The sequence below is a fragment of the Anaerocolumna sp. MB42-C2 genome, assembly GCF_030913705.1.
Classification (GTDB): Bacteria; Bacillota; Clostridia; order Lachnospirales; family Lachnospiraceae; genus Anaerocolumna.
This window is the reverse complement of sequence record NZ_CP133190.1, coordinates 1020151-1043686: the sequence shown is the minus strand read 5'-3', so window position 1 is coordinate 1043686 and position 23536 is coordinate 1020151. Positions and strand designations below refer to the sequence as shown.

Here is a 23536-nt window from a genome sequence, read left to right as displayed (position 1 = left end):
TAATTTTTTGTGACACTAAGCCAGTCCAAGACAACCATCTCCTAAAGTTTTGGTAAAGAACTTTTCTCTTTTGCAATTCTGAGACTAAACTACAAAATCTTAATTTTCTATCGGAAGGATACTTTTATAAAATTCATCTTATGAATTAGATTCATAAAAAGAACTTGTTTTTGTATCCATTCATTATTATATCAAATTCAAGATTTAATATACATTAATGAACTTGTAAATAATGGTATTTGGAATTGAGTCTGTAGACTTCATAATTCCAATGTAGATTTGTAGTTATTTTAACAAATTAACCCTCTATTTTACATCCAACCCGCTCAATACCATCGGTTATTTCTTTGGCATCAGCTGGATCATTATAACCGACTTCAATGGTCCCTCTAACAAGATCCACATTAATGGAGCTTACACCCTCAACTTTATTTAAAACATTTTTTACCTGAGTTTTCATTTTTTCATTTAATAAACCGGATACATTATAGTGTACTTTATTCATAAAACGACTCCTTTCTATAATATTGGTAACAAGGTAATTAACAATAAAAAGTAAAGTATACAATTGACAATCGGTATTTAATAATTATATTAATAGCATGTATAGTATTTGCTCATCTGTAAAATTCTATAATGAAAATAATTTTATAAATTTTGGAAAAGTCATGTTAAATTATAAACAGAAATTTGGATGAAAACATGGTTGTAAAATAGTATTCTATACAATATAATTGAAATAAGGATTTTTTGGCTCATAAGGAAACTTAAGGAGAAAAACATGCAGAATTGGATTATTGATTTTATGAACCAGTTTGGTTATTTAGGTATAACCTTATTAATTGCTTTGGAGAATATTTTCCCGCCGATACCATCGGAAGTTATTTTAACTTTCGGCGGATTTATGACAACCTATACAGATTTAAAAGTTATCTGGGTTATTATAGCATCAACCGGCGGTTCTTTATTAGGAGCATGTGTTTTATATGGTGTAGGTAATATTCTTTCAGCTGAAAGATTAGGAAAGCTGTTAGACGGTAAAATCGGTCAGATACTTCATTTTAATAAAGAAGATGTTTTTAAAGCCTGTGACTGGTTTAACAGTAAAGGAAAAGGCACGGTATTTATATGTCGTTGTATTCCCATAGTACGCAGTTTAATTTCCATACCTGCAGGTATGGCAAAAATGAAATTTGGCTTCTTTTTTATCTTAACAACTGCCGGTTCTCTCGTATGGAATACGGTATTAGTATATTTGGGTGTAGCTGCCAGCTCCTCCTGGGAAAAGATTGTAGCCGGAACCGACCTGTATACAAAAATTACGTTAATAGTATTGGGTGTTATCGCTGTTATTATTGTTTACCTCTATCTTAAGAAAAGGCTTAAAAAATAATATATAATAACAATAATATAAGCAATGTTTGGAAATAATAATTGTTTGAAATATCATATATACAGATAAATCTTTCTCCATCTGTATGATATTAAAATATAACAGTTTAAGAAAACTTACCGTTTAAATTTGGAGGTGAAAATGTGGCTAATGAAATAGTACAGGCTGTTCGCAAGGCTGAACAGGAAGCTGTAAAAACTGAAAAGGAGGCATCTCAGAAAGCGGAAGCAATAATTTTAAAAGCAAACGATGATTCAAAAAATTTAATAGTATCAATGACAAAGGAAATTCAAGCAAAAGCTCAAAAAGACTTGATACAAGCACAGCTTCAGGGAGAAGAACTTATGGTGACTGCTGTACAAAAAGCAGTAAAAGAGATACTTTTACTAAAAGAAGTGGTAAAAAGTAAAGAACAGAAAGCAATTGACCTTGTTCTTTCAGAAGTAATTTAACTCATCTGTTTTCATAAGAGTTTATTTTTACTTAAACAAAAAACAAAGGAGGTGTTTGCTATATGGCAGTGCTGCAAATGCAGCGTATATGTATATGTGCCCTGAAAAAAGACAGAAAAAAGATTCTGGAACTATTACAACGCCGTGGAATTGTAGAAATTAATGATATATTGCCTGAGGACAGTGTGTTTCATAAAGCAGATGTTTCCACCGCTGAAAATTTATTAACAAAAAATATAAATACAGCGAAAGAAGCATTAGAAATTCTTAATAATTACGTACCAGAGAAAAAATCTGTATTGAATGCGTTATATGGAAGAAAAGAAGTAAATTCAGATTCATACGATAATTTTAATACTAAATACAGCGATATCGTTCATATGGCAAATAGAATTGTATCTCTTGCTAAAGCCATAGCAGAAAACAAGGCAGAGATTCTCAGACTGCAAGCGCAGGTAGAAGTACTCTCGCCCTGGATGGGATTGGATATTCCATTAAATTTTACAGGTACACAAACTACAAGTAGTTTTATCGGAACATTGCCGGATATGTGGACATTGGAAATGATTTACGAGAAACTGGCAGGGCAAGCTCCACTAAATGTTGAAATAATTAGTACTTCCCGTGAACAGACCTGTATCTTTATCTTATGTCTTAAGGTAAAAGCTGAGGCAGTATCAGAGGCTTTGAGGTCGATCGGATTTTCGTATCCGGGCTCTCAGATTAATAAAGCTGCAAAAGAATATTTAAAGGATCTTAATAATCAGATATCCCAATCTGAGGTGATAATTAATCAATCCCAGGAGGAGATTAAGAAATACAAGGATTCAAGAAATGATATTTGTTTCCTCCAAGACTATGAAACTATGAGGTTGGAGAAGTATGGTGTGATTGGTTCCTTACTTCAAACCAACAAGGTATTTGTTTTAAATGGTTTTATACCAACTGATCAAGTGAACGATATATCATCGTTACTAAATCAGAGATTTGAACTTGCAATAGATTATACGGACCCGGATGAGGAGGAAGAAGTACCTGTTTTACTTCATAATAATGGATTTAGCAGCCCTCTTGAGGGTACGGTTCAAGCCTTTAGCCCACCCGGAAAAGATGATGTGGATCCTACATTTATTATGTCGCTGTTTTATTATATGTTATTTGGTTTAATGCTTTCTGATGCCGGTTATGGTGCTATTATGGCAATTGGTTGTGCAGTTGGGCTGGTTAAGTTTAAAGAAACGCTGGAAGAATCAATGAGTAAAACATTAAGGATGTATTTATTCTGTGGAATTTCTACCGTTTTCTGGGGAATTATGTTTGGCAGTTATTTTGGTGATCTGGTAGATGTAGTATCAGAATCATTCTTTGGGTATAAAGTGGTTATTCCACCACTTTGGTTTATACCTGTGAATGAACCTATGCGAATGCTGGTATTTTCCATGTTGCTTGGCATTATTCACATTTTTACTGGTCTTTTAATTAAGTTATATCTTTGTATCAAGAAAAAAGATTATAAATCTATGGTATATGATGTAATCTTCTGGCTTATGCTTTTATTAAGCTCAATTATAATCTTATTGTCCACAAAGATGATAAGCGATATATTTGGAATACAGTTGGGCATACCGGAAATTATGATTAAAATCTGCAGTATTATTGCTATTATGTCTTCTGTAGGCATTATACTGACAAATGGCCGTGAATCCAGAAATCCTTTTAAACGGTTTTTAAAAGGTGCCTATGCATTATATGGAATATCCGGATATTTAAGTGATGTATTATCGTATTCCCGACTGTTGGCTCTTGGATTAGCAACCGGTGTAATTGGAAATGTTATTAATAAAATGGCCGGAATGGCAGCGGGAGGAGCAATCGGTATAATTCCTTTTGTTCTTATCATAGTTATAGGGCATACCTTAAATTTAGGAATTAATGCTTTAGGGGCTTATGTGCATACGAATCGTTTGCAATATGTTGAATTTTTTGGTAAATTTTATGAGGGTGGAGGACGAATGTTCAATCCTTTCAGTGTTAAAACAAAATATTACAAATTCAAGGAGAAGAAAAACAATGGATAAATATGGAATAGTATTTGCTTTATTAGGAGCGGCTTTAGCTGCACTTATGGCTGGTGCCGGCTCTGCCGTTGCAGTTGGTATGGGAGGACAAGCAGCTGCGGGAGTAGTAACAGAAGACCCGGGGAAATTCGGTAAGGTATTAATTTTACAACTTCTTCCTGGTACACAAGGTATCTACGGTTTGCTGATTGCATTTATAACATTATCCCAGATTGGTGTATTAGGAGGCAGCAGTGACATTTCTTTAGCGAAAGGATTGTTGTACCTTGCAGCCTGTTTACCAATGGCTTTAGTTGGATATTTTTCAGCAATCAGTCAGGCAAAAGCTGCCGTATCGAGTATTAACCTAGTTGCCAAAAAACCGGAACAATTCGGTAAATCTATGATTTTCCCGGCAATGGTTGAAACATACGCTATCTTTGCATTGCTTATTTCCATGCTGGCAGTGAATGGAGTATCCGCATTAAACTTATAACAGTTAGGAGAGTTAAACGATGACTGGATTAGATAAGATATTAAAGCATATCGAAGAGGATGCCGTTTCTGCTGCAGAGCAATGTCTGGCTGAAGCGAAACAGAAAGCCGATGAGATTATGGCTGACGCACGTGCTGAAGGTGAAAAAAAATGTGCCAAAATTGCTGAAGACTCAAAAATGGATGTTCAGTCATGTTTAAGCCGTGCAGAATCTGCTGCAAATTTACAGGAAAAGAAGTTAATATTAAAGGCTAAGCAGGAAATTATCAGCGAAGTTATAAATAATGCGAAAAACTCTCTTTTAAAATTACCTGACAAGGAGTATTTTGATGTAATTATCAAAATGGTACAAAAGCACGCGCTGACTGGGGCAGGATATATTCTGTTTTCTGAAACAGATTCTAAACGATTACCGTCACAATTTAATGAAGTTCTGAAAAACTGTTTGTCAGGAAAAGCAGGAGCATCATTAACATTAACCGGTGATACGGTTAATGTAAACGGTGGATTTATATTAGTATATGGTGACGTGGAAATAAACTGTTCCTTTGATGCTTTATTTGCCGCAGCAAAAGAAAACCTGCAGGATAAAGTGAGTGAAGTTCTATTTGATTAGGAATACGGTTAGAAAGGAAGAGTATTGATATGGCTGATAACCAATATATATATGCGGTAGCGCGTATACGTTCTTTAGAACTTTCTTTGCTGGATAAAACTTTTTTTGATCAGCTAATAGCCTGTAAGAATTTTGAAGATTGCCTGCGTCTGCTGTCTGATAAAGGATGGGGCAGGAATGGAGATATAACTGCCGAACAGTTGTTGGAATCAGAACGTGAGAAAATTTGGGATACAATCAAAGAGCTGGTAAAAGACATATCTGTTTTTGATACGTTTTTGTATGGAAATGATTTTCATAATCTAAAAGCGGCAATTAAACAAGTCTATATAAACGAGGAAGTACCCGGGATATTTATATCCCGTGGAACCATAACACCTGAGATTATACTAAAAGCGGTTAAAGAACATGATTTTACTGTATTGCCGCCATGGATGTCTTCTTGTGCAGAGGAGGCTTATCAAGTACAGTTTCATACCGGGGACAGCCAATTATGTGATGCGATAATAGATAAGGCAGCGTTAGAAGCAGTATATCATAGCGGAAAGGCATCAGGTAATGAACTGCTGAAAGAATATGCAGAACTTAAAGTTGCATCTTCAGATATTAATATTGCAATACGTAGTTATAAAACCGGTAAAAAACGGGAGTTTTTGGAAAGATCTATTGCAGATTGTGTTAGTCTTGATAGTAAGAAATTAATAGAGGCAGCGCTTGGCGGAGAAGAAGAAATCTATAACTATCTTGAAAATACCGCTTATTCCGATGCCGTGCAGGCAATTAAGGAATCTTTGTCTTCGTTTGAACGGTGGTGTGACAACCTGATAATAAAGCATATAAAACCGCAGAAATATAACTCATTTACCCTTTCTCCCATTGCTGCATATATATTGGCCCGGGAAAATGAGATTAAATCAGTTCGGATACTGTTATCCGGCAAGTTAAATGACCTGCCGGAAGAATCAATCCGGGAAAGATTGAGGGAAATGTATGTATAAAATAGCTGTTTTAGGTGATCGCGACAGTATTTACGGATTTGCTGCCTTGGGGCTGGATACTTATCCTGTCCGTAACGAAGAGGAAGCTGCAAAAAGATTAAAAAGTCTTGCAGAAGGACAATATGCGGTAATTTATATTACAGAAGCACTTCAGGCTAAACTTGAAGCTGAAATAGACCGTTACCGTACGGAAAGACTGCCTGCGATTATACCGATTCCCGGAGTATCCGGTAATACCGGTAAGGGAATGCAAAGTGTGAAAAAATCCGTTGAACAGGCAGTTGGTTCGGATATTATTTTTAATAACAATTAAGGAGAGTCGCAAATGAGTAAAGGCACGATTAAAAAAGTTGCCGGTCCGTTAGTAATAGCTGAGGGTATGCGTGATGCCAATATGTTTGACGTAGTTCGTGTAAGCGAACAGAGATTAATCGGCGAAATCATTGAAATTCACGGTGACCAGGCATCTATTCAGGTTTATGAAGAGACCTCAGGTTTAGGGCCCGGTGAACCGGTAGAATCCACCGGGGCACCTCTTAGCGTAGAGCTGGGACCGGGACTTATCGGAAGTATATTTGATGGAATACAACGGCCGTTAGTAAGTATCATGAATGCTACTGGCAATAACTTAACCCGGGGTGTTGAAATTCCGTCTTTGGAAAGAAGCAGAAAGTGGAAATTCATCCCTTCTGCTAAAATAGGAGATACGGTAGAAGCCGGAGATATTATCGGTGCGGTAAACGAAACAGAAATAGTTCACCATAAAATTATGATACCCAAAGGTGTAAAAGGAAGTATTACATCCATTCAGGAGGGCGAATTTACCATTGAAGATACCATAGCTTTGGTTCAAAACGAAAATGGTGAAATCATTAATATTTCCATGATGCAAAAATGGCCGGTCCGTGTCGGAAGACCATATAAAGAAAAACTCCCGCCTGCCATGCCTTTAGTAACCGGACAGCGTGTTATTGATACGTTATTTCCTATTGCAAAAGGTGGTGTTGCATCAGTTCCCGGACCTTTTGGCAGCGGTAAAACCGTAGTTCAGCATCAGTTAGCTAAGTGGGCGGAAGCGGATATCGTTGTTTATATCGGCTGCGGAGAACGCGGTAATGAAATGACGGACGTATTAAATGAATTCCCGGAATTAAAGGATCCCAAAACAGGACATTCTTTAATGGAGCGAACCGTATTAATTGCCAATACCTCCGATATGCCGGTTGCGGCCAGAGAAGCTTCTATTTATGTAGGTATTACAATAGCGGAATATTTCCGTGATATGGGATTTTCCGTGGCACTTATGGCAGATTCCACTTCCAGATGGGCAGAAGCACTTCGTGAAATGTCCGGACGTTTGGAGGAAATGCCGGGTGAAGAAGGGTATCCGGCTTATCTAGGAAGCCGTCTTGCCCAGTTTTATGAACGCGCCGGACGTGTAATTTCGTTAGGAAAAGAAGGCAGAGAGGGGGCATTATCCGTAATCGGTGCGGTTTCTCCTCCTGGTGGGGATATATCTGAACCGGTTTCACAGGCTACTCTTCGTATTGTTAAAGTATTCTGGGGATTGGATGCCAACCTGGCCTACAGACGTCATTTCCCTGCAATTAACTGGTTAACCAGTTATTCCTTATATGTGGATAATATGGGTAAATGGTTTAATACGAAAGTAAATGAAAACTGGATGCCGGACCGGGCACGTATTATGCGAATCTTACATGATGAATCTGAACTGGAGGAAATCGTTAAATTAGTAGGTATGGATGCTTTGTCTGCACCTGACCGGTTGAAACTGGAAGCTGCCCGTTCCATTCGCGAAGACTTTTTGCATCAGGACGCTTTCCATGAAGTAGATACGTACACCTCTTTGGAGAAACAATATAAAATGATGGAACTGGTATTGGGGTATTTTGATATAGCATCAGTTGCTTTGCAAAAAGGTGTGTCGGTAGACGATCTGGTTAAATTGCCGATTCGGGAAAGAATAGGCCGTTTTAAATATATTACAAATGAAAAGATTGAAAAAGAATACGAAGATATCGTAAACAGATTACATCGGGAAATCAATGAATTGACACAAAAGGAGGAATCCTAATGCCAAAAGAATATAGATCCATTAGAGAGGTAGCAGGACCTCTTATGCTTGTTCATGGTGTGGAAGATGTAAAATATAATGAACTTGCTGAAATAGAGCTGGCAAGCGGTGAAAAACGCCGCTGTAAGGTGCTTGAAATTGATAAAGGCAATGCTTTGGTTCAATTGTTCGAAAATGCCGCCGGTATTAATTTATCTAATAGTAAAGTAAGGTTTTTAGGCAGAAGTATGGAGCTTGGCGTATCGGATGACATGTTAAGTCGTGTATTTGACGGACTTGGACGGCCAATCGATAACGGACCTGAGATTTTACCTGAGAAGCGGTTGGATATAAATGGTCTGCCAATGAATCCGGCTGCCAGAAATTATCCTCAGGAATTTATCCAGACAGGTGTGTCTGCAATCGATGGTTTAAATACTTTGGTGCGCGGACAGAAACTTCCGATCTTTTCCGCCAGCGGTCTTCCTCATGCAGAATTAGCCGCACAGATAGCACGACAGGCTAAGGTACGCGGGACAAACGAATCATTTGCGGTAGTATTTGCAGCTCTGGGTATAACTTTTGAGGAAGCAAATTTCTTTACAGAGAGTTTCAAGGAAACCGGTGCGATTGACCGTACGGTTATGTTTATAAACCTGGCTAATGATCCTGCCGTAGAACGTATTGCAACACCGCGTATGGCGTTAACTGCAGCCGAATATCTGGCATTTGAGAAAGATATGCATGTACTTGTAATACTGACAGATATCACTAATTATGCTGATTCCTTACGTGAAATCTCGGCAGCACGTAAAGAAGTTCCGGGCCGCCGTGGATATCCCGGTTATATGTATACCGATTTAGCATCCCTTTATGAACGTGCAGGACGCCAGAAAGGCAAGATGGGTAGTATAACCATGATACCTATTCTGACCATGCCGGAGGATGACAAAACTCATCCGATTCCTGACTTAACCGGTTACATCACAGAAGGACAGATTATTTTAAGCCGTGAATTATACCGGCAAAGTGTGGCACCGCCTATTGACGTTCTTCCCTCTCTGTCACGTCTTAAGGATAAGGGAATTGGTGACGGTAAAACCCGTGCAGATCATGCTAATACGATGAATCAGCTTTTTGCTGCTTATGCAAGGGGAAAAGAAGCTAAAGAATTAATGGTAGTTTTGGGTGAAGCAGCCCTTACGGATATTGATAAATTATATGCTAAGTTCGCGGATGCTTTTGAACAGGAATATGTATCCCAGGGATATCATACCAATCGGGATATTGAAGAAACACTGGACTTAGGCTGGAAGCTCTTATCCATACTTCCAAGAACCGAATTAAAAAGAATTAAAGATGAGTTTTTGGATCAGTATTACGGTAAGTAATGGAGGGAGGTGCTATTTATGGCGAAGGCGCATATTAATCCGACCCGTATGGAACTTACCAGGCTTAAGAAGAAGTTAACAACAGCAGTACGTGGTCATAAACTCTTAAAAGATAAGCGGGATGAGCTGATGCGTCAATTTCTTGACCTGGTGCGTGAGAACAAGGCCTTGCGTGAAAGAGTAGAAAAAGCAATCATTGCAGCAAACAAAAACTTTGTTATAGCACGTGCAGGCATGGAGGATGAAGTGGTAAATGTTGCATTAATGGCGCCAAGACAGGAAGTATATCTGGAAGCCGGTGCCCGTAATGTTATGAGCGTAGATATTCCGGTATTTGATTATAAAACGAAAACACCGGATGCAAATGATATTTATCCGTATGGGTTTGCATTTACCTCTAGTGATCTGGATGATGCCATCAAGTCACTGCAGAATGTTTTTCCTGATATGTTACGGCTGGCAGAATGCGAAAAAGCGTGCCAGCTAATGGCTTCAGAAATTGAGAAAACAAGACGCCGTGTAAATGCGCTTGAACATGTCATGATACCTGAGATGCAGGAAAATATTAAATATATTAAGATGAAACTGGATGAAAATGAGAGAAGTACTCAGATACGTCTTATGAAAGTAAAAGATATGATGTTAGAGCAGGCACATCACTATAGTGAGCATGTTGATTCTTAATTAGGAAAATAACCGGATTGTTCTTCTGTCACATAAGAGTGAAATAGAACAATCCGGTTATTTATTTTTAAAATACCGATTATTGATTAAGGCGTAATCGTTTTATTTAATAAATTAAAAAGTTTTATCCTTGGCGATAAAGGATTCACAGTCAGTATCTTCGGATTTGTTTGAAACAGAATCTACTCTGCCTACAGAAATTTGGTCAAGAGTGCAATAATCAGCATTTCCGGCATGATACCTGCACTCTGAAACTATACATTGTATACTTGGATTCTTATCCATTCTAAATTCCTCCTTTCATTTTAACACAATTTGCAAAATGACTGTAGCTTATCGTTGTATAAGCTCATAAAAAACAGTGAAATTGTAAAGCAACTTGGCTTTATCTCCAAAGAAACTGCTAAACAGTTTCTTTTTCGTAGTTTAGCATGTGCGAATAGAGAAATTTTATGCACGATCATTGAAATGTCTTATTTATATAAAATGATATAAAAACATATAATAAAATGTTTGAAAATGAATTATAAATAAACTATGTTTGCCTGAAACGAACAATTGCAGTGGTTTTATTGACAAAGTATTGAAATAATTATACTATTGCAACAGAAGCAAACAAAATAGACAATTTACAAACAATATCTAACATTAAGGAGTGATTGCTGTAATGCTTGCTGCGGAAAGACATTCAAAAATAATACAGATGATTAGTGAAACAGGAGCCGTTCAGGTAGAAGAGTTAGCAAAAGTTTTAGATGTTAGCTTAATGACTATCAGGCGGGATTTGGAAAAGTTAAATCAGGATGGAATCATAGAACGCTGTCATGGCGGTGCAATTATTAAAAGAGAAGTTTCCTATATGGAGAAACGGACACAACAGATTGAAGATAAAATAAAAATAGCTGAAAAATGTGCTGGTTTCGTAAAAAAAGGTGATGCGACTTTTCTTGATGCCGGAACAACTACGTATGAAATAGCAAAGCGAATTCAGAATATCCCCGGTATTACGGTTATTACGAATGACTTAGAAATTGCCAGATTATTGCTGGAATCGGATGTGCGTCTTATGTTATGCGGAGGTATGGTGCAAAAGTCTACGGGAAGCATGCTCGGACCTTTTGCAAATCAGATGATGGAAGATATAAGGACTGAGATTGCATTCTTAGGAGCCATGTCTATAGATGATCAATTTAATGTTCTGACTCCAACCCTAAATAAAGCAGTTTTAAAACGAACTATTTGTAAAAATTCCAGGCGTCCTTATCTGGCAGCTGATGAAACAAAATTTGGGAAACAGGCTTTAATGAGAATCAATCATTTATCCGACTATGCAGGTGTTGTTACCAATAAATCATTAAATGCTGAGGAAGAAGCAAAAATGAAACAAATGAAAATTAATATGATACTGGTTTAGGAGGTGGACAGATGCCCCAATGTGTAATTATAGCGGATGATTTAACCGGAGCTAATGCTACCGGTGTTTTACTTAAAAAAATTAGTTATAATACGTATACGGTTATGAATACAGAGAGACTTGAATTAAGTAAGCTCGCGGAAAGTGATTGTATCGTATATCCCACGGACAGCAGAGCAGTAGAACCGTCCATAGCTTATAATAGAGTGTATAATGTAGCTAATTTATTAAAAAATGAGGATGTTCTTATATATTCCAAAAGAATCGACAGTACGTTAAGAGGAAATTTAGGGTATGAAACAGATGCATTATTAGATGCCCTGAATAATGATGCCATAGCGATTGTCGTACCTTGTTTCCCACAGGCGAACCGTATCCTTGTAGGAGGTTATATGCTTGTAAATATGGTTCCGCTGCATAAAACAGAAGCAGCGCTGGATCCAAAAACACCGGTTCACACATCCCTTGCAAGCGATATATTTGCCAAGCAGTCAATTTACCCAATTGCTTCTTTGTATATTAAAGACATTATGCTTGGGAAAAAGCATTTAGCTGCTGAGATTAAAAGAATGAAAGAGGAAGGAAACAGAATTATTATTTTTGACTGTATATCACAGGAAGACCTTGAAATTATAGCAGATGGTGTAATTGAAAGCGGAGTTAAATTTATTGCTGTTGATCCGGGAAGTTTTACAGCTACGATAACAAGAAAACTGATTGATCCGAGGGAGAAAAAAAACAAATACAAAATACTTGCCACAGTAGGAAGTGTAAATGCCGTAGCCAAGAATCAGTTAAATGAACTTCTTCTTGCACAGAAAGTATTGCCGGTTTATATCGATACGAAAGAGTTGGTACTCGGTGAAAAGAGAAGAGTTCGAGAGATAAACAGAGTAGTGGAGGAAATACAGAAAAATTGTGGGGAATATGATGTATGTGCGGTAATCGGAAATGGAATATTACCGGAGAACCGTTTGAATTTTAATGAATATGCTGAAAAATTAAAGTGTTTACCTGAAGAGGTAAGTAATTTAATCAATGATTCCCTGGCGGAAATAACTTATCTATTATTGAATAATAATCCGGAATTCAGAGGGTTGTACACCAGCGGCGGTGATATAACGGTAGCGGTAAGCAGAAAATTTAAAACGGCAGGAATCCGGTTACTGGATGAAGTCGTACCTTTAGCTGCATACGGTGAATTTATTTCCGGTGAGTTTGATGGATTAAAAATAGTTACCAAAGGTGGCATGGCTGGGGATCAGAATGCAATGAATCTATGTATTCGCTACTTAAAAGAGAAACTTTATATTTAATAAAAAGTGGAAATACAAGCGATAAGGATAGAGGATAAAGGTAAAATACCATTAAATCAGAAAAACTAAAATAATGAAAAAGGAGATATAACACATGGAAAAACCATATATAGCAATACCTTTAGGAGATCCGGCAGGAATAGGCCCGGAAATAGTAGTAAAATCCATAGCCAATAAGCAGGTTTTTGATATAGCTCGCTGCGTTGTTGTCGGGGATAAAAAAATTGTTAATGATGCAATCCGTTTTACAAGGATTCCATTAAAGGTAAACATTATAAATCATCCGCAGGAAGGAGTGTATGAAGAAGGCATTTTAAATTTGATTGACCTTGATAATGTGGACATGACAGCTTTTAAAATCGGTGAAATCAGCGGAATGTGCGGGCGGGCTGCATATGAATATATTAAGAAAAGCATTGAGCTTGCCAACAAGAAAGAAGTAGCAGCTGTATCTACTACACCAATTAATAAAGAATCTTTAAAGGCGGGTAATGTAAATTACATCGGCCATACGGAGATTTTCGGAGCACTGACCGGTACAAAAGATCCTCTTACCATGTTTGAAGTAAGGGGGATGAGAGTATTTTTCTTAACACGCCATGTATCCTTAAGGAAAGCCTGTGATTTGGTTACGAAAGATAGAATTAAGGATTATGTAAAAAGATGCAAGGAGGTATTAGTGAAGTTAGGAGTCACGGAGGGAACCATGGCGATAGCCGGATTAAACCCACACAGCGGTGAGCATGGGTTATTTGGCAATGAGGAAGCCCAACATGTAACACCTGCGGTTTTGGAACTGCAAGCGGAAGGTTATGATGTAGCTGGTCCAATCGGAGCTGATTCCGTATTTCACTTAGCTTTAAAAGGCCGGTATAACAGTGTATTGTCTTTGTATCATGATCAGGGTCATATAGCCACGAAGACATTAGATTTTGAAAGAACCATCGCGATAACAGGAGGAATGCCTATTCTAAGAACCTCTGTAGACCATGGAACGGCTCTTGATATTGCGGGAAAAGGAATTGCGAGTGAAGTAAGTATGATAGAAGCAATTTTATTGGGGGCGAAGTATTCTAAGAATTTTATGAATTAATGGGGGTAGCTTGGTATTTTGAAAGGAGAAGGTTAAGATGGAGGTTACTGTTTCAGGAGCTCAAATGTTAATTGGGTTAGGTATTGGTTTAATAGTTTTAATTTTTTTAATTCTAAAAACAAAGATTCATGTCTTTCTTGCATTAATCATTGCAGCAGTTATAGTTGGTCTGGTTGGGGGATTAGCACCTGCTGATACGGTTGATGCAATTACAGCAGGATTTGGAGGAACCTTAGGAAATATCGGTATTATCATAGGGTTTGGTATTATGATGGGTCAGATATTTGAAATGTCCGGTGCAGCGGAAAGGATGGCACGTACTTTCTTAAAGATATTTGGCAAGGGCAGGGAAGAAATGGCGCTGTCGCTGACTGGTTTCCTGGTTTCCATACCAATCTTCTGCGATTCAGGTTTTGTTATATTATCACCTCTGGCAAAAGCGTTATCACGTAAAACTAAGAAATCTATAGTAGGTTTGTCTGTAGCACTGGCAAGCGGACTTGTAATTACTCATTCCTTAATTCCGCCCACTCCGGGTCCTCTTGGAGTAGCAGGAACATTTGGAGTTGATGTGGGACATTTTATACTATTAGGTATCGTGATTGCAATACCTATGGCTTTGGCTACAATGATTTATGGAAAATATCTTGGTAAAAAGATATATCAGTTACCAAATGAAACTGGGGATGGATGGGAGAGACCGGCTTATCAAAAACCAATTTATGATGTTATATCAGATGAAAAGGATAAAAAACTGCCATCCGCATTTTTGGCATTTTTACCTTTAATTCTTCCGATTATATTAATATTGTTAAATACGGTTCTGAGTGCTTTATCCTTAAAGACCGGAATTTATGCAGCTTTGATTTTCCTTGGAAAACCGATAATCGCAGTAGCGATAGGTTTAATTATATCTATTTATACTTTAACAGTTTCCGTAGAACGTAAAGTGGTTATTAGTGCACTGGAAGACAGTATGAAATCAGCTGGTGTAATTATCTTTGTAACTGGCGGCGGCGGTGCATTAGGACAAGTATTAAAAGTAGCAGGGGTTGGTGATTATATTGCAAATGGAATTGCCGCAACCTCAATACCTGTTATATTATTACCTTTTATAATTGCTACTTTGGTCCGTTTTGTACAAGGTTCCGGTACGGTAGCGATGATAACTGCAGCGGGTATAACAGCACCAATCGTAGAAGCAGCCGGTGGCAGTATGCTGCTTGGAGCATTCGCAGCATGTATAGGAGCATTATTTTTCTCTTATTTTAATGACAGCTTTTATTGGGTTGTAAACCGTTTAAGCGGTATCACCGAAACGAAAGAACAGATCAAGGTTTGGTCAATAACAACAACAATTGCCTGGGCAGTTGGATTAGTGGAATTATTAATATTAAATATTTTTATGTAATATAGAATTATGTTTTAAGTCAAGTAAGTGAACTGGAAAGAGGTCATAAATAGGTTTCTCCTGTCACTTTGTGTTTATTATTTTGATCTTTATATTGAGAAATTAAAAACAGGTAGATACTCCGAAAAGTAATATGATATTGTAATTTATGTAAAATCAATATATATTACGGTGGAATATGTACCTGTTTTAATTTATTGAAATAAGGAGAGTTATTAAATTACAATAGTAACGTAATTACAATTCTACACCTTCTTTAAATACTTTTTCTATGTTATAATTATGATCCATTATAATAAAGTCTGCTCTTTTACCTGTAGAAATAGAACCAATTTCCTTTTCTGCACGAATAGCTGTTGCTGGAATTAAAGTTGCACTAAGAATTGCCTGTTCAACAGGAATTCCAAACTGTATAACATTTTTAAACGCTTTATAAACCGTAGTAGTAGATCCGGCAATGGTTCCGTCTTCTAAAGTAGCTTTTCCGTTTACCACATAAACCTTTTGACCGCCCAGTTCATAGATACCGTCAGCGAGGCCTGCGGCACTCATAGAATCTGAGATAAGGATTAGTTTATCCGAAAAAGCTTTATACATGAGACGGATTACGGCAGGATGTATGTGAATACCATCACAAATCATTTCGGCATGGACATCAAAATCGGATACAGCACCTACTAATCCGGGCTGTCTGTGGTGCAAACCATTCATTGCGTTAAATAAATGCGTAATATGAGTTGCACCGGCTTCAATCGCTTTTGCAGCCAGGTCATAATCACAACTGGTGTGTGCTAAAGATATTACTTTTGATTTACTGTGTTCTTTAATAAATTCCATGGAACCGGATAGTTTAGGATCTAAATCGATAATTCTGACATTGTCTCCGGACAATTCATTTAATTCAGAATACTTCTCTTCATCAATAGGCATGAGATATCTCTCATCATGAGCACCTTTTTTATCTGCGCCTAGAAAAGGTCCCTCCATATTTATACCGATAATACGGCTGCCTGTTTTTTGGGTGTTCATTACTTCTTTAATATGAATCATGGCTTTTTTATATATTTCATAATCGATTGTCATGGTAGTTGCTAATATGGAAGTTACTCCGTTTTTACCATAGAATTCACACATTTTTTCTATATCCGTTGTATCGGCGGTAGTAAAATCATAACCGATGCAGCCATGGGAATGTAATTCTATAAATCCTGGTATGATAAATTTGCCGTTACAATCTACAGAATTCTCCTGGTTATCACAAGTCAATGCGGGACAAATTGCCTGAAAACGTCCGCCGGTGACTTCAATATCGGTTTTTTGAAACCTGCCATCTATAAATACTTCCGCATTTTTATATAACATAACTGCCTCCTATTCAAAACAATAAACTACAGTTAAATCCGGGTGAAACTGCAGAATGGATGCAGGTACATCCGGTGTTACCGGTCCGTGCAGCGCTTTCTCAATAATATCCTTTTTATCCGGTCCGTTGGCAATTAATAATACTTTTTTTGCCTGCATAATAGATTTAATTCCCATGGTAATTGCTTTTCTGGGGACTTCATCAACTGTGTCAAAAAATCTGGCATTGGCTTCTATGGTGGATTCATCCAGCTCTACAATATGGGTAGTTTTCTCAAAGGATATATCAGGTTCATTAAAACCGATATGTCCGTTGCGGCCAATCCCAAGAAGCTGTAAGTCAATTCCGCCAAGTTCAGTAATCAGCTTATCATATCGGGCACATTCATCCTCATAATTAACAGCCAAACCATTAGGAACATTAGTATTTTTTCTGTCAATATTGATATGAAGAAAAAAGTTATGGTCCATAAAATAACGGTAACTCTGATTGTTCTCGGTTGACAGTCCGCAATATTCATCTAAATTAACTGTTGTCACTTGGGAAAAATCGATATCGCCTTTTTTATACCATTCCACCAATTGCTTATAAGTTCCGATGGGTGTAGAGCCGGTTGCAAGGCCTAATACACAGTCAGGTTTTAAAATAACCTGTGCGGATATAACATTAGCCGCCTTTCTGCTTAAATCATTATAATCATTTGCTTTTATTAAATTCATTTTTCACCAGTACCTTTCATTCTTCTTCAATAGCTTCAGTATTAGTATATTCCATCTGTTTTAAAAATCAAGTGAAAATAAAAATATTTTTCTTTTATAGTAAATATTACTTGATAATATGAAGAAGTGGACAGTTGACAATGGAATAAATGTAATATAATATTAAAAAAAGAAAAATATTTTTATTTATTTGAGAAAAATATTTTTATTAATATAGAATCAAAATTCTTAATTATCGAAATAAATATTCCATAATAAAACGATTTTTGTTGTAATAAAAGGGAAAAAAGGATAAAATTAAATAGTTAATTGTAAAAATCGGGTAAAATTGGGGAGTAATGTTGAATTGAAAAACTCTTTTCAACCGGCAAAAAGCACGCCACTAAAGCGGCAGATTGAGGTGACTATGAAAAATTCAGAAGTTCTAAATAAGATAAAAGGCGGATTAATCGTTTCCTGTCAGGCACTAAGTAATGAACCCTTATACAGTTCCTATATTATGTCCAGAATGGCATATGCTGCTGAACTTGGCGGGGCCAGCGGAATACGTGCAAATACGCCGGAAGATATTGTGGAGATCAAAAAGTCAGTAAAACTGCCGGTTATCGGATTATATAAGCAGATATTTCCGGATAGTGAGGTATATATAACGCCTACGGAAGATGCTGTTGATGCCCTTATGGAAAGCCGGCCGGATATTATAGCAATGGATGCAACCAATCGCTTGCGGCCATATGGTATCAGCCTGGATGATTTTTTCCTTAAATTAAGAAAGAAATATCCCAATATGTTATTTATGGGAGACTGCTCTACCTATGAAGATGCACTGCATGCAAAGCTGCTGGGGTTCGATCTGGTCGGAACGACATTATGCGGTTATACAAAGGAAACGAAAGGTAGCAGGCTTCCAAACTTTGATTTAATGAAAGAACTTTCTGTGAATTTAAGTATTCCTGTCATAGCAGAGGGCGGTATATGGACACCGGAGCAGTTAAAAGAGGCATTTAGCTGCGGAGTATATGCGGCGGTTGTCGGTACGGCAATCACACGGCCCATGGATATTACCAGGAGATTTGTTGATATGATAAATTGTGTAGAATAAAGGAGTTTGGATATGGAAGGAATATATTCCAAAATTGAAAACAGTTACGGCAAATTTACAAAATCGGAAAAAGTGGTTGCGGATTTTGTATTCCAAAATCCGCAGAAAGTATTATATACCTCCATTACGGATTTAGCTGAGATGTGCGGAGTAGGTGATACAACGGTATTCCGGTTCTGTAAAGCCTTGAAATTAAATGGTTATCAGGAATTTAAAATGCTCTTAGCCCAGGATATTGCGAATAAAAAGGGTATGAGTAATGCAATAGCCGGAACCATTGAATTAGAAGATGATGTAAAAACAGTATGTAAAAAAACTTTCGCTACGAATATAGCAGCATTAAATGAAACATTTAATTTATTGGATTTTGATGCAGTCACGAAAGCAGTTGATTTAATATCTGCAGCAAAAAGGATTCATTTTTTTGGAGTTGGATCATCAGGGGTTATAGCCCTGGAAGCAAAGCAGAAGTTTATGAGAATACTTCCTAATGTTGAATTTATAGCGGATGGTCACATGCAGTGCATGGCAGCAGCTCTTTTAGACAGCAGGGATCTGGCTATTATATTTTCCTATTCCGGTTCTACAAAAGATATGATTGAAGTGCATAAGCTTGTGAAGCAAAATGCCTGTAAGTCCATTTGTATTACCAGGTTTGCCAAAACAGCCCTGACCAATCAGGCCGATGTTGTTTTATTGTGCGGTTCAAACGAGGGTCCTCTTGATGGCGGTGCTTCTTCCACATCTATGGTACAGCTTTATTTATTGGAAGTTTTATATATGGAATATTTTGTTAAGCACTATAATCAATCCAGAGATAATAAAGCAAGAACCACGGAAGCGATATCTTCAAAACTGCTATAATAACCTATATAGGATATGTTAAACATATAAATTCCGGCATATAAGCAAAAGTACAGGTACCCGAAACTTTACATAAGTTACGGGTACCTGTATTTTTATGCTTTTTCTACACTGCCTATATATAATTTGATTTTATCAATTCTTTTTTTGGTAACGCTTTCAATTTTAAATACCAGATTGTCAACTTCTATAGTACGGTCATCATGATCATTGGGAATTTCACCCATAGTATCAATTAATAAACCGGAAATCGTTTCATAATTATCAGAAGATATATTTAAATCCAGCTTGTCATTTAATTCATCAATTGTTAATAAACCGTCAATAAGGTAGGTGTTATTATCTAATTTCTTAATTTTAGGTAATGTATTGTCATATTCATCCTCAATATCACCCATAACTTCTTCGACCAGGTCTTCCATAGTAACAATTCCGGAAAAACCACCATATTCATCGATTAATACGGCTATATGATTTTTAGATAACTGCAGTTCTTTAAACAATTCATAAATATTTTTACTATCCGGAACCAGGTAGGGTTTCGTCATTATGGAACGGATATCTACATTACGGTAACCAACCTTAATTGCTTCTCTCATAAAATCTTTTGAATAAAGAATACCGATGATATTATCAATATCATCTTCGTAAACCGGAATCCGGGAGTATTTTGTTTCTAATAATTTATTAATGTAATCATCCAGAGGATCTAATATATTAATTGCATATATATTAATCTTAGGGGTCATAATTTCCTTAGCAAGTTTATCATCAAATTCAATGATGGAATTAATCATTTCTTTTTCATTTTCGTTGAGAACACCATGAACTTGTCCTTCTTCAACAAGGGACTTTATTTCTTCTCTTGATAAAATATCTTCTACCATATCATTTTTTGCACCGAATAATTTCATTACTAAATTGGTGGAAGCAGTTAGTAATCGAATAAATGGAGAGGCGACCTTGGATATCAATATAATCGGTTTAACAGCAAACATACTAATTGATTCCGTGTTTTGTATTGCAATCCTCTTAGGTACCAGTTCACCGAATACCAAGGTGAAATAGGATAATAATATAGTGATCAGGATTAAGGACATTTGTTTACCATACGGTATATGCATTGCTTCCAACCATTGTCCTAAAGGTCCTGAAAGTCCGGTGGCAGCAGAAGCACTGGAAAAGAATCCGGCTAATGTAATAGCTACTTGAATTGTTGAGAAGAATTTAGTTGGTTCGTCAATTAAGTTTTGAACTAGATTTGCTTTTTTATTACCCGACTCTGCCAATCTTTTAATTTTATTTTTGTTAACAGAAACGGTGGCCATTTCGGCACAGGAAAAAAATGCATTAATAAATGTTAAAATAATTAGTATTATTATCTGAAATATAATACTATCCCCGTCAGGGTCTGAATCCATTGTAACTTTCCTCCTAAAATTTTAATATTAGTATAATAGCATAATTTTTTTTATTATGCAAGTTTATGAGAACCAATAAGTATTCTATATAATAATTCCACTGGTTTGATTTTGAACAGATAGAATTTGTTCATAAAGGAACGATCCTACATTAGGGATATTTAAGTTGTATTTTTCAGTATGTTAGACCTGTCGATGTAAAACTTAATTTTATTATAAGACAAATGCTGAAAAATACAACTTATAAGTAAGTACAAGAAATGTTCTATGATATTGGAAAGAATGTTAATCCTGCCACCTGCTGTACAGTCTAAAAAACCGCGTTTGGCCAGAAAGCTGGCAGGTAAAATACTAATAATTATGTTATTGTCTGGAATTATTCGTGGGATTTAAGAAAAACTGATTCAAAATCCCAAAAGCCATTAAGTCCGCCATCTGTAATGCCTGAGCTTCAAGGATATCAAATAAGGCTATATCGGAAGCGTATTTTCCATTCAGCCGGTATACAGCTTGATCTTCTGTCATTTTAAGATGTTCATAGAATAATGCCCGAAATTGTCTGGGAGACCAGTGTGGATTGATTTCGCCAAGAAATAAAGAGATTTCATCTGCATTTTTATGCCATTTTTTTCTGTCTTCGTAAACCGCTTCCATATTACCATTTTTTGTATTATTAATTAGTCTGGCGGCGATTAAAAGATGATCCTTTAATAAGCCCTCGAAAGTTACAGCTTTATCAGCAGAATAAAAATTCCTTAGTACTACAGCAAAATCAGTAGGATTACGCAGCAATCTTTCCGTAACAAGTTCCAGATCTTCTGTATTAGAGGCAGTACTTATGATAAATGTTCTGGTCCAAAAAACATGTTGTTCCCATAATTTACGGAAAGCGTTAAATACATTGATTTGATTTTTACAGTTGGATAAATTGTTGTTGTTAAATAACATACAATTTCTCTCTTTATTCTTTTTTGTTATTATATGAGAGCAATTTAGTTATGATACAATAATTAATCAAATACTGCTGAGTAATCCTTATGGATTCATTTTCACGCTATTTTGTCTTTCCTTGATTTGCGACCTGTTCCATCTGTGCTTTTACAGCGTCTGGATCACCCAGATAATATTTATTGATTACCTTAAGATCTGAATTAAACTCGTAAACCAAGGGGATACCTGTAGGGATATTTACATCGATTATTTCTGCTTCTGATAGATTCTCAAGATATTTTACCAAAGAGCGAATGGAATTCCCATGAGCTGCGATAAGTACTCTTTTACCGGCAAGAATATCTTTCATAATCGCTTCATTATAGTAGGGAATGACACGATCTATGGTATCCTTAAGACTTTCGCAAAAAGGAAGCTTTTCTTTGTCTATATTCCTGTATTGCATCTGATTCCTTGGATTTTGTTCGTCATCAGCAGATAGTTTCGGAGGACGGATATCAAAGGAACGCCGCCAAATCTTAACTTGATCCTCACCATATTTTTCTGCAGTTTCTGATTTGTTAAGACCTTGAAGAGCTCCGTAATGTCGTTCATTTAAGTTCCAGGTTTTTACAACCGGAAGCCAGGTCCGGTCCATTTCATCCAATACATAATTCAGGGTATGAATTGCTCTTTTCAAATAGGATGTATAACAAATATCAAAATCAAATCCATTTGCTTTTAACAACCTGCCTGCAGCTTTGGCTTCTTCTATGCCTTTTGGAGACAAGTCCACGTCGGTCCAACCCGTGAAGAGATTTAATTTATTCCACTCACTTTCACCATGTCTGATTATTACCAGTTTCATAATATAACCTCTCTTTCTATTTCTTTATAAGGAGTTTGGCAGCAAAAGTCTAAAACACTCATTCTGCAATTATCCAGATATATTTATATGTTCATATTTGTTTATATTGTACTGCTTTTATTTCCCATTTACAAGGATAGCTGCTAAAAAAGTATTACGTCGAATATTGCACGGATTTTCGGATAAATTAATACTGCAAAAAAAATTAGTATGTATAGTATCAATTTAGATGTAAACATAATTATAGTTGAATTATCGCTACTGTTCAACAGGCAACAACTCGACGTGGTTTTTGTGAGTGTATTGTCACAGAAAACCGGAGAATTGAGAGTCAAAACGCTGCCTCCTCGTTTTGTGTGTAACGCGAAGTCTGTTATTGTTCACGGAACTGCTGCTTTTTACAGGGGAGTGGACAGTAACGAATTATCAAAATAAGAAGAATTATGGTATAAAAAGTCATATTGACACATTTAGTAAAATAAGATATACTCAATAGGAAAGTAGGTATTTTCAATGACAAAGGGTCAATTAGAAGCTAGGTTAAGTGAAGCAATCAGTAAATATGAGATAGAATATATGGGACGAGGTCCAAAGGTAATAAAATCTTATATTATTGGTGACATGATTATTGTAAGACTTCTGGGATTTTTAAGTCCATCGGAGCAAAAACTTACAGAGAACCCTCAAGGTGTTGAGTTGTTTAAAAAAGTACGTACTTCACTCTTTGAAAGCGGGAGAGCATACTTGGAAACATTAATCCGTGAAATCGTAGATGTAGCCATTGTTAGCACTCATAGTGACGTTAGCACGAAAACCGGAGAAAAAGTAATCATTATAACTGTTGATAAAAACTTAGAGGACTTAATACTGTAAA

General features: G+C 36.6%; 24 protein-coding genes. 17 read left to right on the top strand and 7 right to left on the bottom strand.

The window, feature by feature from the left end; all coding sequences use genetic code 11:
• Nucleotides 1-298: 298 nt before the first annotated feature.
• The gene (locus RBU59_RS04640) at nt 299-505 is read right to left on the bottom strand and encodes a heavy-metal-associated domain-containing protein (protein ID WP_308146709.1); all 207 of its coding nucleotides are present in this window, start codon (nt 503-505) and stop codon (nt 299-301) included.
• A gap of 276 nt (nt 506-781) precedes the next feature.
• On the opposite strand from RBU59_RS04640, the gene RBU59_RS04635 reads away from it, so the two are divergent.
• From RBU59_RS04635 to RBU59_RS04590, 10 genes are all read left to right on the top strand, one after another.
• The gene (locus RBU59_RS04635) at nt 782-1393 is read left to right on the top strand and encodes a DedA family protein (protein WP_308146708.1); all 612 of its coding nucleotides are present in this window, start codon (nt 782-784) and stop codon (nt 1391-1393) included.
• Between the two features lie 143 nt (nt 1394-1536).
• Complete coding sequence (locus tag RBU59_RS04630) at nt 1537-1845, top strand: hypothetical protein (protein ID WP_308146707.1); 309 nt, start codon at nt 1537-1539, stop codon at nt 1843-1845.
• A gap of 62 nt (nt 1846-1907) precedes the next feature.
• Nucleotides 1908-3923 carry a V-type ATP synthase subunit I gene (locus RBU59_RS04625; RefSeq protein ID WP_308146706.1) on the top strand — a complete coding sequence of 672 codons (2016 nt, stop codon included), beginning with the start codon at nt 1908-1910 and terminating at the stop codon, nt 3921-3923.
• On the top strand, nt 3916-4398 hold the full coding sequence (locus RBU59_RS04620; RefSeq protein ID WP_308146705.1) for a V-type ATP synthase subunit K: 483 nt from the start codon (nt 3916-3918) through the stop codon (nt 4396-4398). The genes RBU59_RS04625 and RBU59_RS04620 overlap by 8 nt, the downstream gene beginning before the upstream one ends.
• Nucleotides 4399-4417: 19 nt before the next feature.
• Nucleotides 4418-5014 (top strand): V-type ATP synthase subunit E, encoded by a 597-nt coding sequence (locus RBU59_RS04615; protein ID WP_308146704.1) that lies wholly within the window; start codon nt 4418-4420, stop codon nt 5012-5014.
• Nucleotides 5015-5043: 29 nt separating this feature from the next.
• A complete protein-coding gene (locus tag RBU59_RS04610; protein ID WP_308146703.1) occupies nt 5044-6012 on the top strand; it encodes a V-type ATPase subunit in 969 nt (322 codons plus the stop codon).
• Nucleotides 6005-6325 carry a V-type ATP synthase subunit F gene (locus RBU59_RS04605; protein WP_308146702.1) on the top strand — a complete coding sequence of 107 codons (321 nt, stop codon included), beginning with the start codon at nt 6005-6007 and terminating at the stop codon, nt 6323-6325. The genes RBU59_RS04610 and RBU59_RS04605 overlap by 8 nt, the downstream gene beginning before the upstream one ends.
• A 12-nt stretch (nt 6326-6337) precedes the next feature.
• Entirely contained in the window at nt 6338-8107 is a 1770-nt protein-coding gene (locus tag RBU59_RS04600; RefSeq protein ID WP_308146701.1) for a V-type ATP synthase subunit A, read from the top strand.
• Nucleotides 8107-9477 (top strand): V-type ATP synthase subunit B, encoded by a 1371-nt coding sequence (locus tag RBU59_RS04595; RefSeq protein ID WP_308146700.1) that lies wholly within the window; start codon nt 8107-8109, stop codon nt 9475-9477. The genes RBU59_RS04600 and RBU59_RS04595 overlap by 1 nt, the downstream gene beginning before the upstream one ends.
• A gap of 18 nt (nt 9478-9495) precedes the next feature.
• Nucleotides 9496-10161, top strand: coding sequence for a V-type ATP synthase subunit D (locus RBU59_RS04590; RefSeq protein WP_308146699.1), 666 nt, complete (start codon nt 9496-9498; stop codon nt 10159-10161).
• Nucleotides 10162-10275: 114 nt separating this feature from the next.
• Here the strand turns inward: RBU59_RS04590 and RBU59_RS04585 are convergent, their stop codons facing one another.
• Nucleotides 10276-10446, bottom strand: coding sequence for a DUF1540 domain-containing protein (locus RBU59_RS04585; protein WP_308146698.1), 171 nt, complete (start codon nt 10444-10446; stop codon nt 10276-10278).
• A 382-nt stretch (nt 10447-10828) separates the two neighbouring features.
• Here RBU59_RS04585 and RBU59_RS04580 point away from each other — a divergent pair, with 382 nt between their 5' ends.
• The 4 genes from RBU59_RS04580 (at nt 10829) to RBU59_RS04565 (ending at nt 15395) form a co-directional block, all read left to right on the top strand.
• Nucleotides 10829-11575, top strand: a complete 747-nt coding sequence (locus RBU59_RS04580) for a DeoR/GlpR family DNA-binding transcription regulator (RefSeq protein WP_308146697.1) — start codon at nt 10829-10831, stop codon at nt 11573-11575.
• A gap of 11 nt (nt 11576-11586) precedes the next feature.
• Nucleotides 11587-12891, top strand: a complete 1305-nt coding sequence (locus tag RBU59_RS04575; protein ID WP_308146696.1) for a four-carbon acid sugar kinase family protein — start codon at nt 11587-11589, stop codon at nt 12889-12891.
• A 94-nt stretch (nt 12892-12985) separates the two neighbouring features.
• Nucleotides 12986-13984 carry a 4-hydroxythreonine-4-phosphate dehydrogenase PdxA gene (pdxA, locus tag RBU59_RS04570; protein ID WP_308146695.1) on the top strand — a complete coding sequence of 333 codons (999 nt, stop codon included), beginning with the start codon at nt 12986-12988 and terminating at the stop codon, nt 13982-13984.
• 37 nt (nt 13985-14021) lie between these two features.
• Nucleotides 14022-15395 (top strand): GntP family permease, encoded by a 1374-nt coding sequence (locus RBU59_RS04565; RefSeq protein ID WP_308146694.1) that lies wholly within the window; start codon nt 14022-14024, stop codon nt 15393-15395.
• Nucleotides 15396-15632: 237 nt separating this feature from the next.
• Here the strand turns inward: RBU59_RS04565 and nagA are convergent, their stop codons facing one another.
• Together nagA and nagB are read right to left on the bottom strand one after the other, a co-directional pair.
• Nucleotides 15633-16757, bottom strand: coding sequence for an N-acetylglucosamine-6-phosphate deacetylase (nagA, locus tag RBU59_RS04560; RefSeq protein ID WP_308146693.1), 1125 nt, complete (start codon nt 16755-16757; stop codon nt 15633-15635).
• Nucleotides 16758-16766: 9 nt separating this feature from the next.
• Nucleotides 16767-17477 carry a glucosamine-6-phosphate deaminase gene (gene nagB, locus RBU59_RS04555; protein WP_308146692.1) on the bottom strand — a complete coding sequence of 237 codons (711 nt, stop codon included), beginning with the start codon at nt 17475-17477 and terminating at the stop codon, nt 16767-16769.
• Nucleotides 17478-17883: 406 nt separating this feature from the next.
• Here nagB and RBU59_RS04550 point away from each other — a divergent pair, with 406 nt between their 5' ends.
• Entirely contained in the window at nt 17884-18579 is a 696-nt protein-coding gene (locus RBU59_RS04550) for an N-acetylmannosamine-6-phosphate 2-epimerase (protein ID WP_308146691.1), read from the top strand.
• Between the two features lie 12 nt (nt 18580-18591).
• Nucleotides 18592-19443, top strand: coding sequence for a MurR/RpiR family transcriptional regulator (locus RBU59_RS04545; RefSeq protein ID WP_308146690.1), 852 nt, complete (start codon nt 18592-18594; stop codon nt 19441-19443).
• A 95-nt stretch (nt 19444-19538) separates the two neighbouring features.
• Here RBU59_RS04545 and RBU59_RS04540 read toward each other — a convergent pair whose 3' ends face one another.
• The 3 genes from RBU59_RS04540 to gpmA all read right to left on the bottom strand — a co-directional run bounded on the left by RBU59_RS04540 (nt 19539) and on the right by gpmA (nt 22662).
• Nucleotides 19539-20864, bottom strand: a complete 1326-nt coding sequence (locus RBU59_RS04540) for a hemolysin family protein (RefSeq protein WP_308146689.1) — start codon at nt 20862-20864, stop codon at nt 19539-19541.
• 363 nt (nt 20865-21227) lie between these two features.
• Nucleotides 21228-21812, bottom strand: coding sequence for an acetylglutamate kinase (locus RBU59_RS04535; protein ID WP_308146688.1), 585 nt, complete (start codon nt 21810-21812; stop codon nt 21228-21230).
• A 106-nt stretch (nt 21813-21918) separates the two neighbouring features.
• Complete coding sequence (gpmA, locus tag RBU59_RS04530; RefSeq protein ID WP_308146687.1) at nt 21919-22662, bottom strand: 2,3-diphosphoglycerate-dependent phosphoglycerate mutase; 744 nt, start codon at nt 22660-22662, stop codon at nt 21919-21921.
• A 513-nt stretch (nt 22663-23175) separates the two neighbouring features.
• Between gpmA and RBU59_RS04525 the strand changes: the two genes are divergently transcribed.
• Nucleotides 23176-23535, top strand: coding sequence for a DUF2294 domain-containing protein (locus RBU59_RS04525; RefSeq protein ID WP_308146686.1), 360 nt, complete (start codon nt 23176-23178; stop codon nt 23533-23535).
• Nucleotide 23536 lies beyond the last annotated feature (1 nt).

Excerpts from the sequence above, each read along its gene's own strand:
- RBU59_RS04640 (WP_308146709.1), bottom strand. The coding sequence starts at position 505 with ATGAATAAAGTACACTATAATGTATCCGGTTTATTAAATGAAAAAATG.
- RBU59_RS04635 (WP_308146708.1), top strand. The coding sequence starts at position 782 with ATGCAGAATTGGATTATTGATTTTATGAACCAGTTTGGTTATTTAGGT.
- RBU59_RS04625 (WP_308146706.1), top strand. The coding sequence starts at position 1,908 with ATGGCAGTGCTGCAAATGCAGCGTATATGTATATGTGCCCTGAAAAAA.
- RBU59_RS04620 (WP_308146705.1), top strand. The coding sequence starts at position 3,916 with ATGGATAAATATGGAATAGTATTTGCTTTATTAGGAGCGGCTTTAGCT.
- RBU59_RS04615 (WP_308146704.1), top strand. The coding sequence starts at position 4,418 with ATGACTGGATTAGATAAGATATTAAAGCATATCGAAGAGGATGCCGTT.
- RBU59_RS04610 (WP_308146703.1), top strand. The coding sequence starts at position 5,044 with ATGGCTGATAACCAATATATATATGCGGTAGCGCGTATACGTTCTTTA.
- RBU59_RS04605 (WP_308146702.1), top strand. The coding sequence starts at position 6,005 with ATGTATAAAATAGCTGTTTTAGGTGATCGCGACAGTATTTACGGATTT.
- RBU59_RS04600 (WP_308146701.1), top strand. The coding sequence starts at position 6,338 with ATGAGTAAAGGCACGATTAAAAAAGTTGCCGGTCCGTTAGTAATAGCT.
- RBU59_RS04595 (WP_308146700.1), top strand. The coding sequence starts at position 8,107 with ATGCCAAAAGAATATAGATCCATTAGAGAGGTAGCAGGACCTCTTATG.
- RBU59_RS04590 (WP_308146699.1), top strand. The coding sequence starts at position 9,496 with ATGGCGAAGGCGCATATTAATCCGACCCGTATGGAACTTACCAGGCTT.
- RBU59_RS04585 (WP_308146698.1), bottom strand. The coding sequence starts at position 10,446 with ATGGATAAGAATCCAAGTATACAATGTATAGTTTCAGAGTGCAGGTAT.
- RBU59_RS04580 (WP_308146697.1), top strand. The coding sequence starts at position 10,829 with ATGCTTGCTGCGGAAAGACATTCAAAAATAATACAGATGATTAGTGAA.
- RBU59_RS04575 (WP_308146696.1), top strand. The coding sequence starts at position 11,587 with ATGCCCCAATGTGTAATTATAGCGGATGATTTAACCGGAGCTAATGCT.
- pdxA (WP_308146695.1), top strand. The coding sequence starts at position 12,986 with ATGGAAAAACCATATATAGCAATACCTTTAGGAGATCCGGCAGGAATA.
- RBU59_RS04565 (WP_308146694.1), top strand. The coding sequence starts at position 14,022 with ATGGAGGTTACTGTTTCAGGAGCTCAAATGTTAATTGGGTTAGGTATT.
- nagA (WP_308146693.1), bottom strand. The coding sequence starts at position 16,757 with ATGTTATATAAAAATGCGGAAGTATTTATAGATGGCAGGTTTCAAAAA.
- nagB (WP_308146692.1), bottom strand. The coding sequence starts at position 17,477 with ATGAATTTAATAAAAGCAAATGATTATAATGATTTAAGCAGAAAGGCG.
- RBU59_RS04550 (WP_308146691.1), top strand. The coding sequence starts at position 17,884 with ATGAAAAATTCAGAAGTTCTAAATAAGATAAAAGGCGGATTAATCGTT.
- RBU59_RS04545 (WP_308146690.1), top strand. The coding sequence starts at position 18,592 with ATGGAAGGAATATATTCCAAAATTGAAAACAGTTACGGCAAATTTACA.
- RBU59_RS04540 (WP_308146689.1), bottom strand. The coding sequence starts at position 20,864 with ATGGATTCAGACCCTGACGGGGATAGTATTATATTTCAGATAATAATA.
- RBU59_RS04535 (WP_308146688.1), bottom strand. The coding sequence starts at position 21,812 with ATGTTATTTAACAACAACAATTTATCCAACTGTAAAAATCAAATCAAT.
- gpmA (WP_308146687.1), bottom strand. The coding sequence starts at position 22,662 with ATGAAACTGGTAATAATCAGACATGGTGAAAGTGAGTGGAATAAATTA.
- RBU59_RS04525 (WP_308146686.1), top strand. The coding sequence starts at position 23,176 with ATGACAAAGGGTCAATTAGAAGCTAGGTTAAGTGAAGCAATCAGTAAA.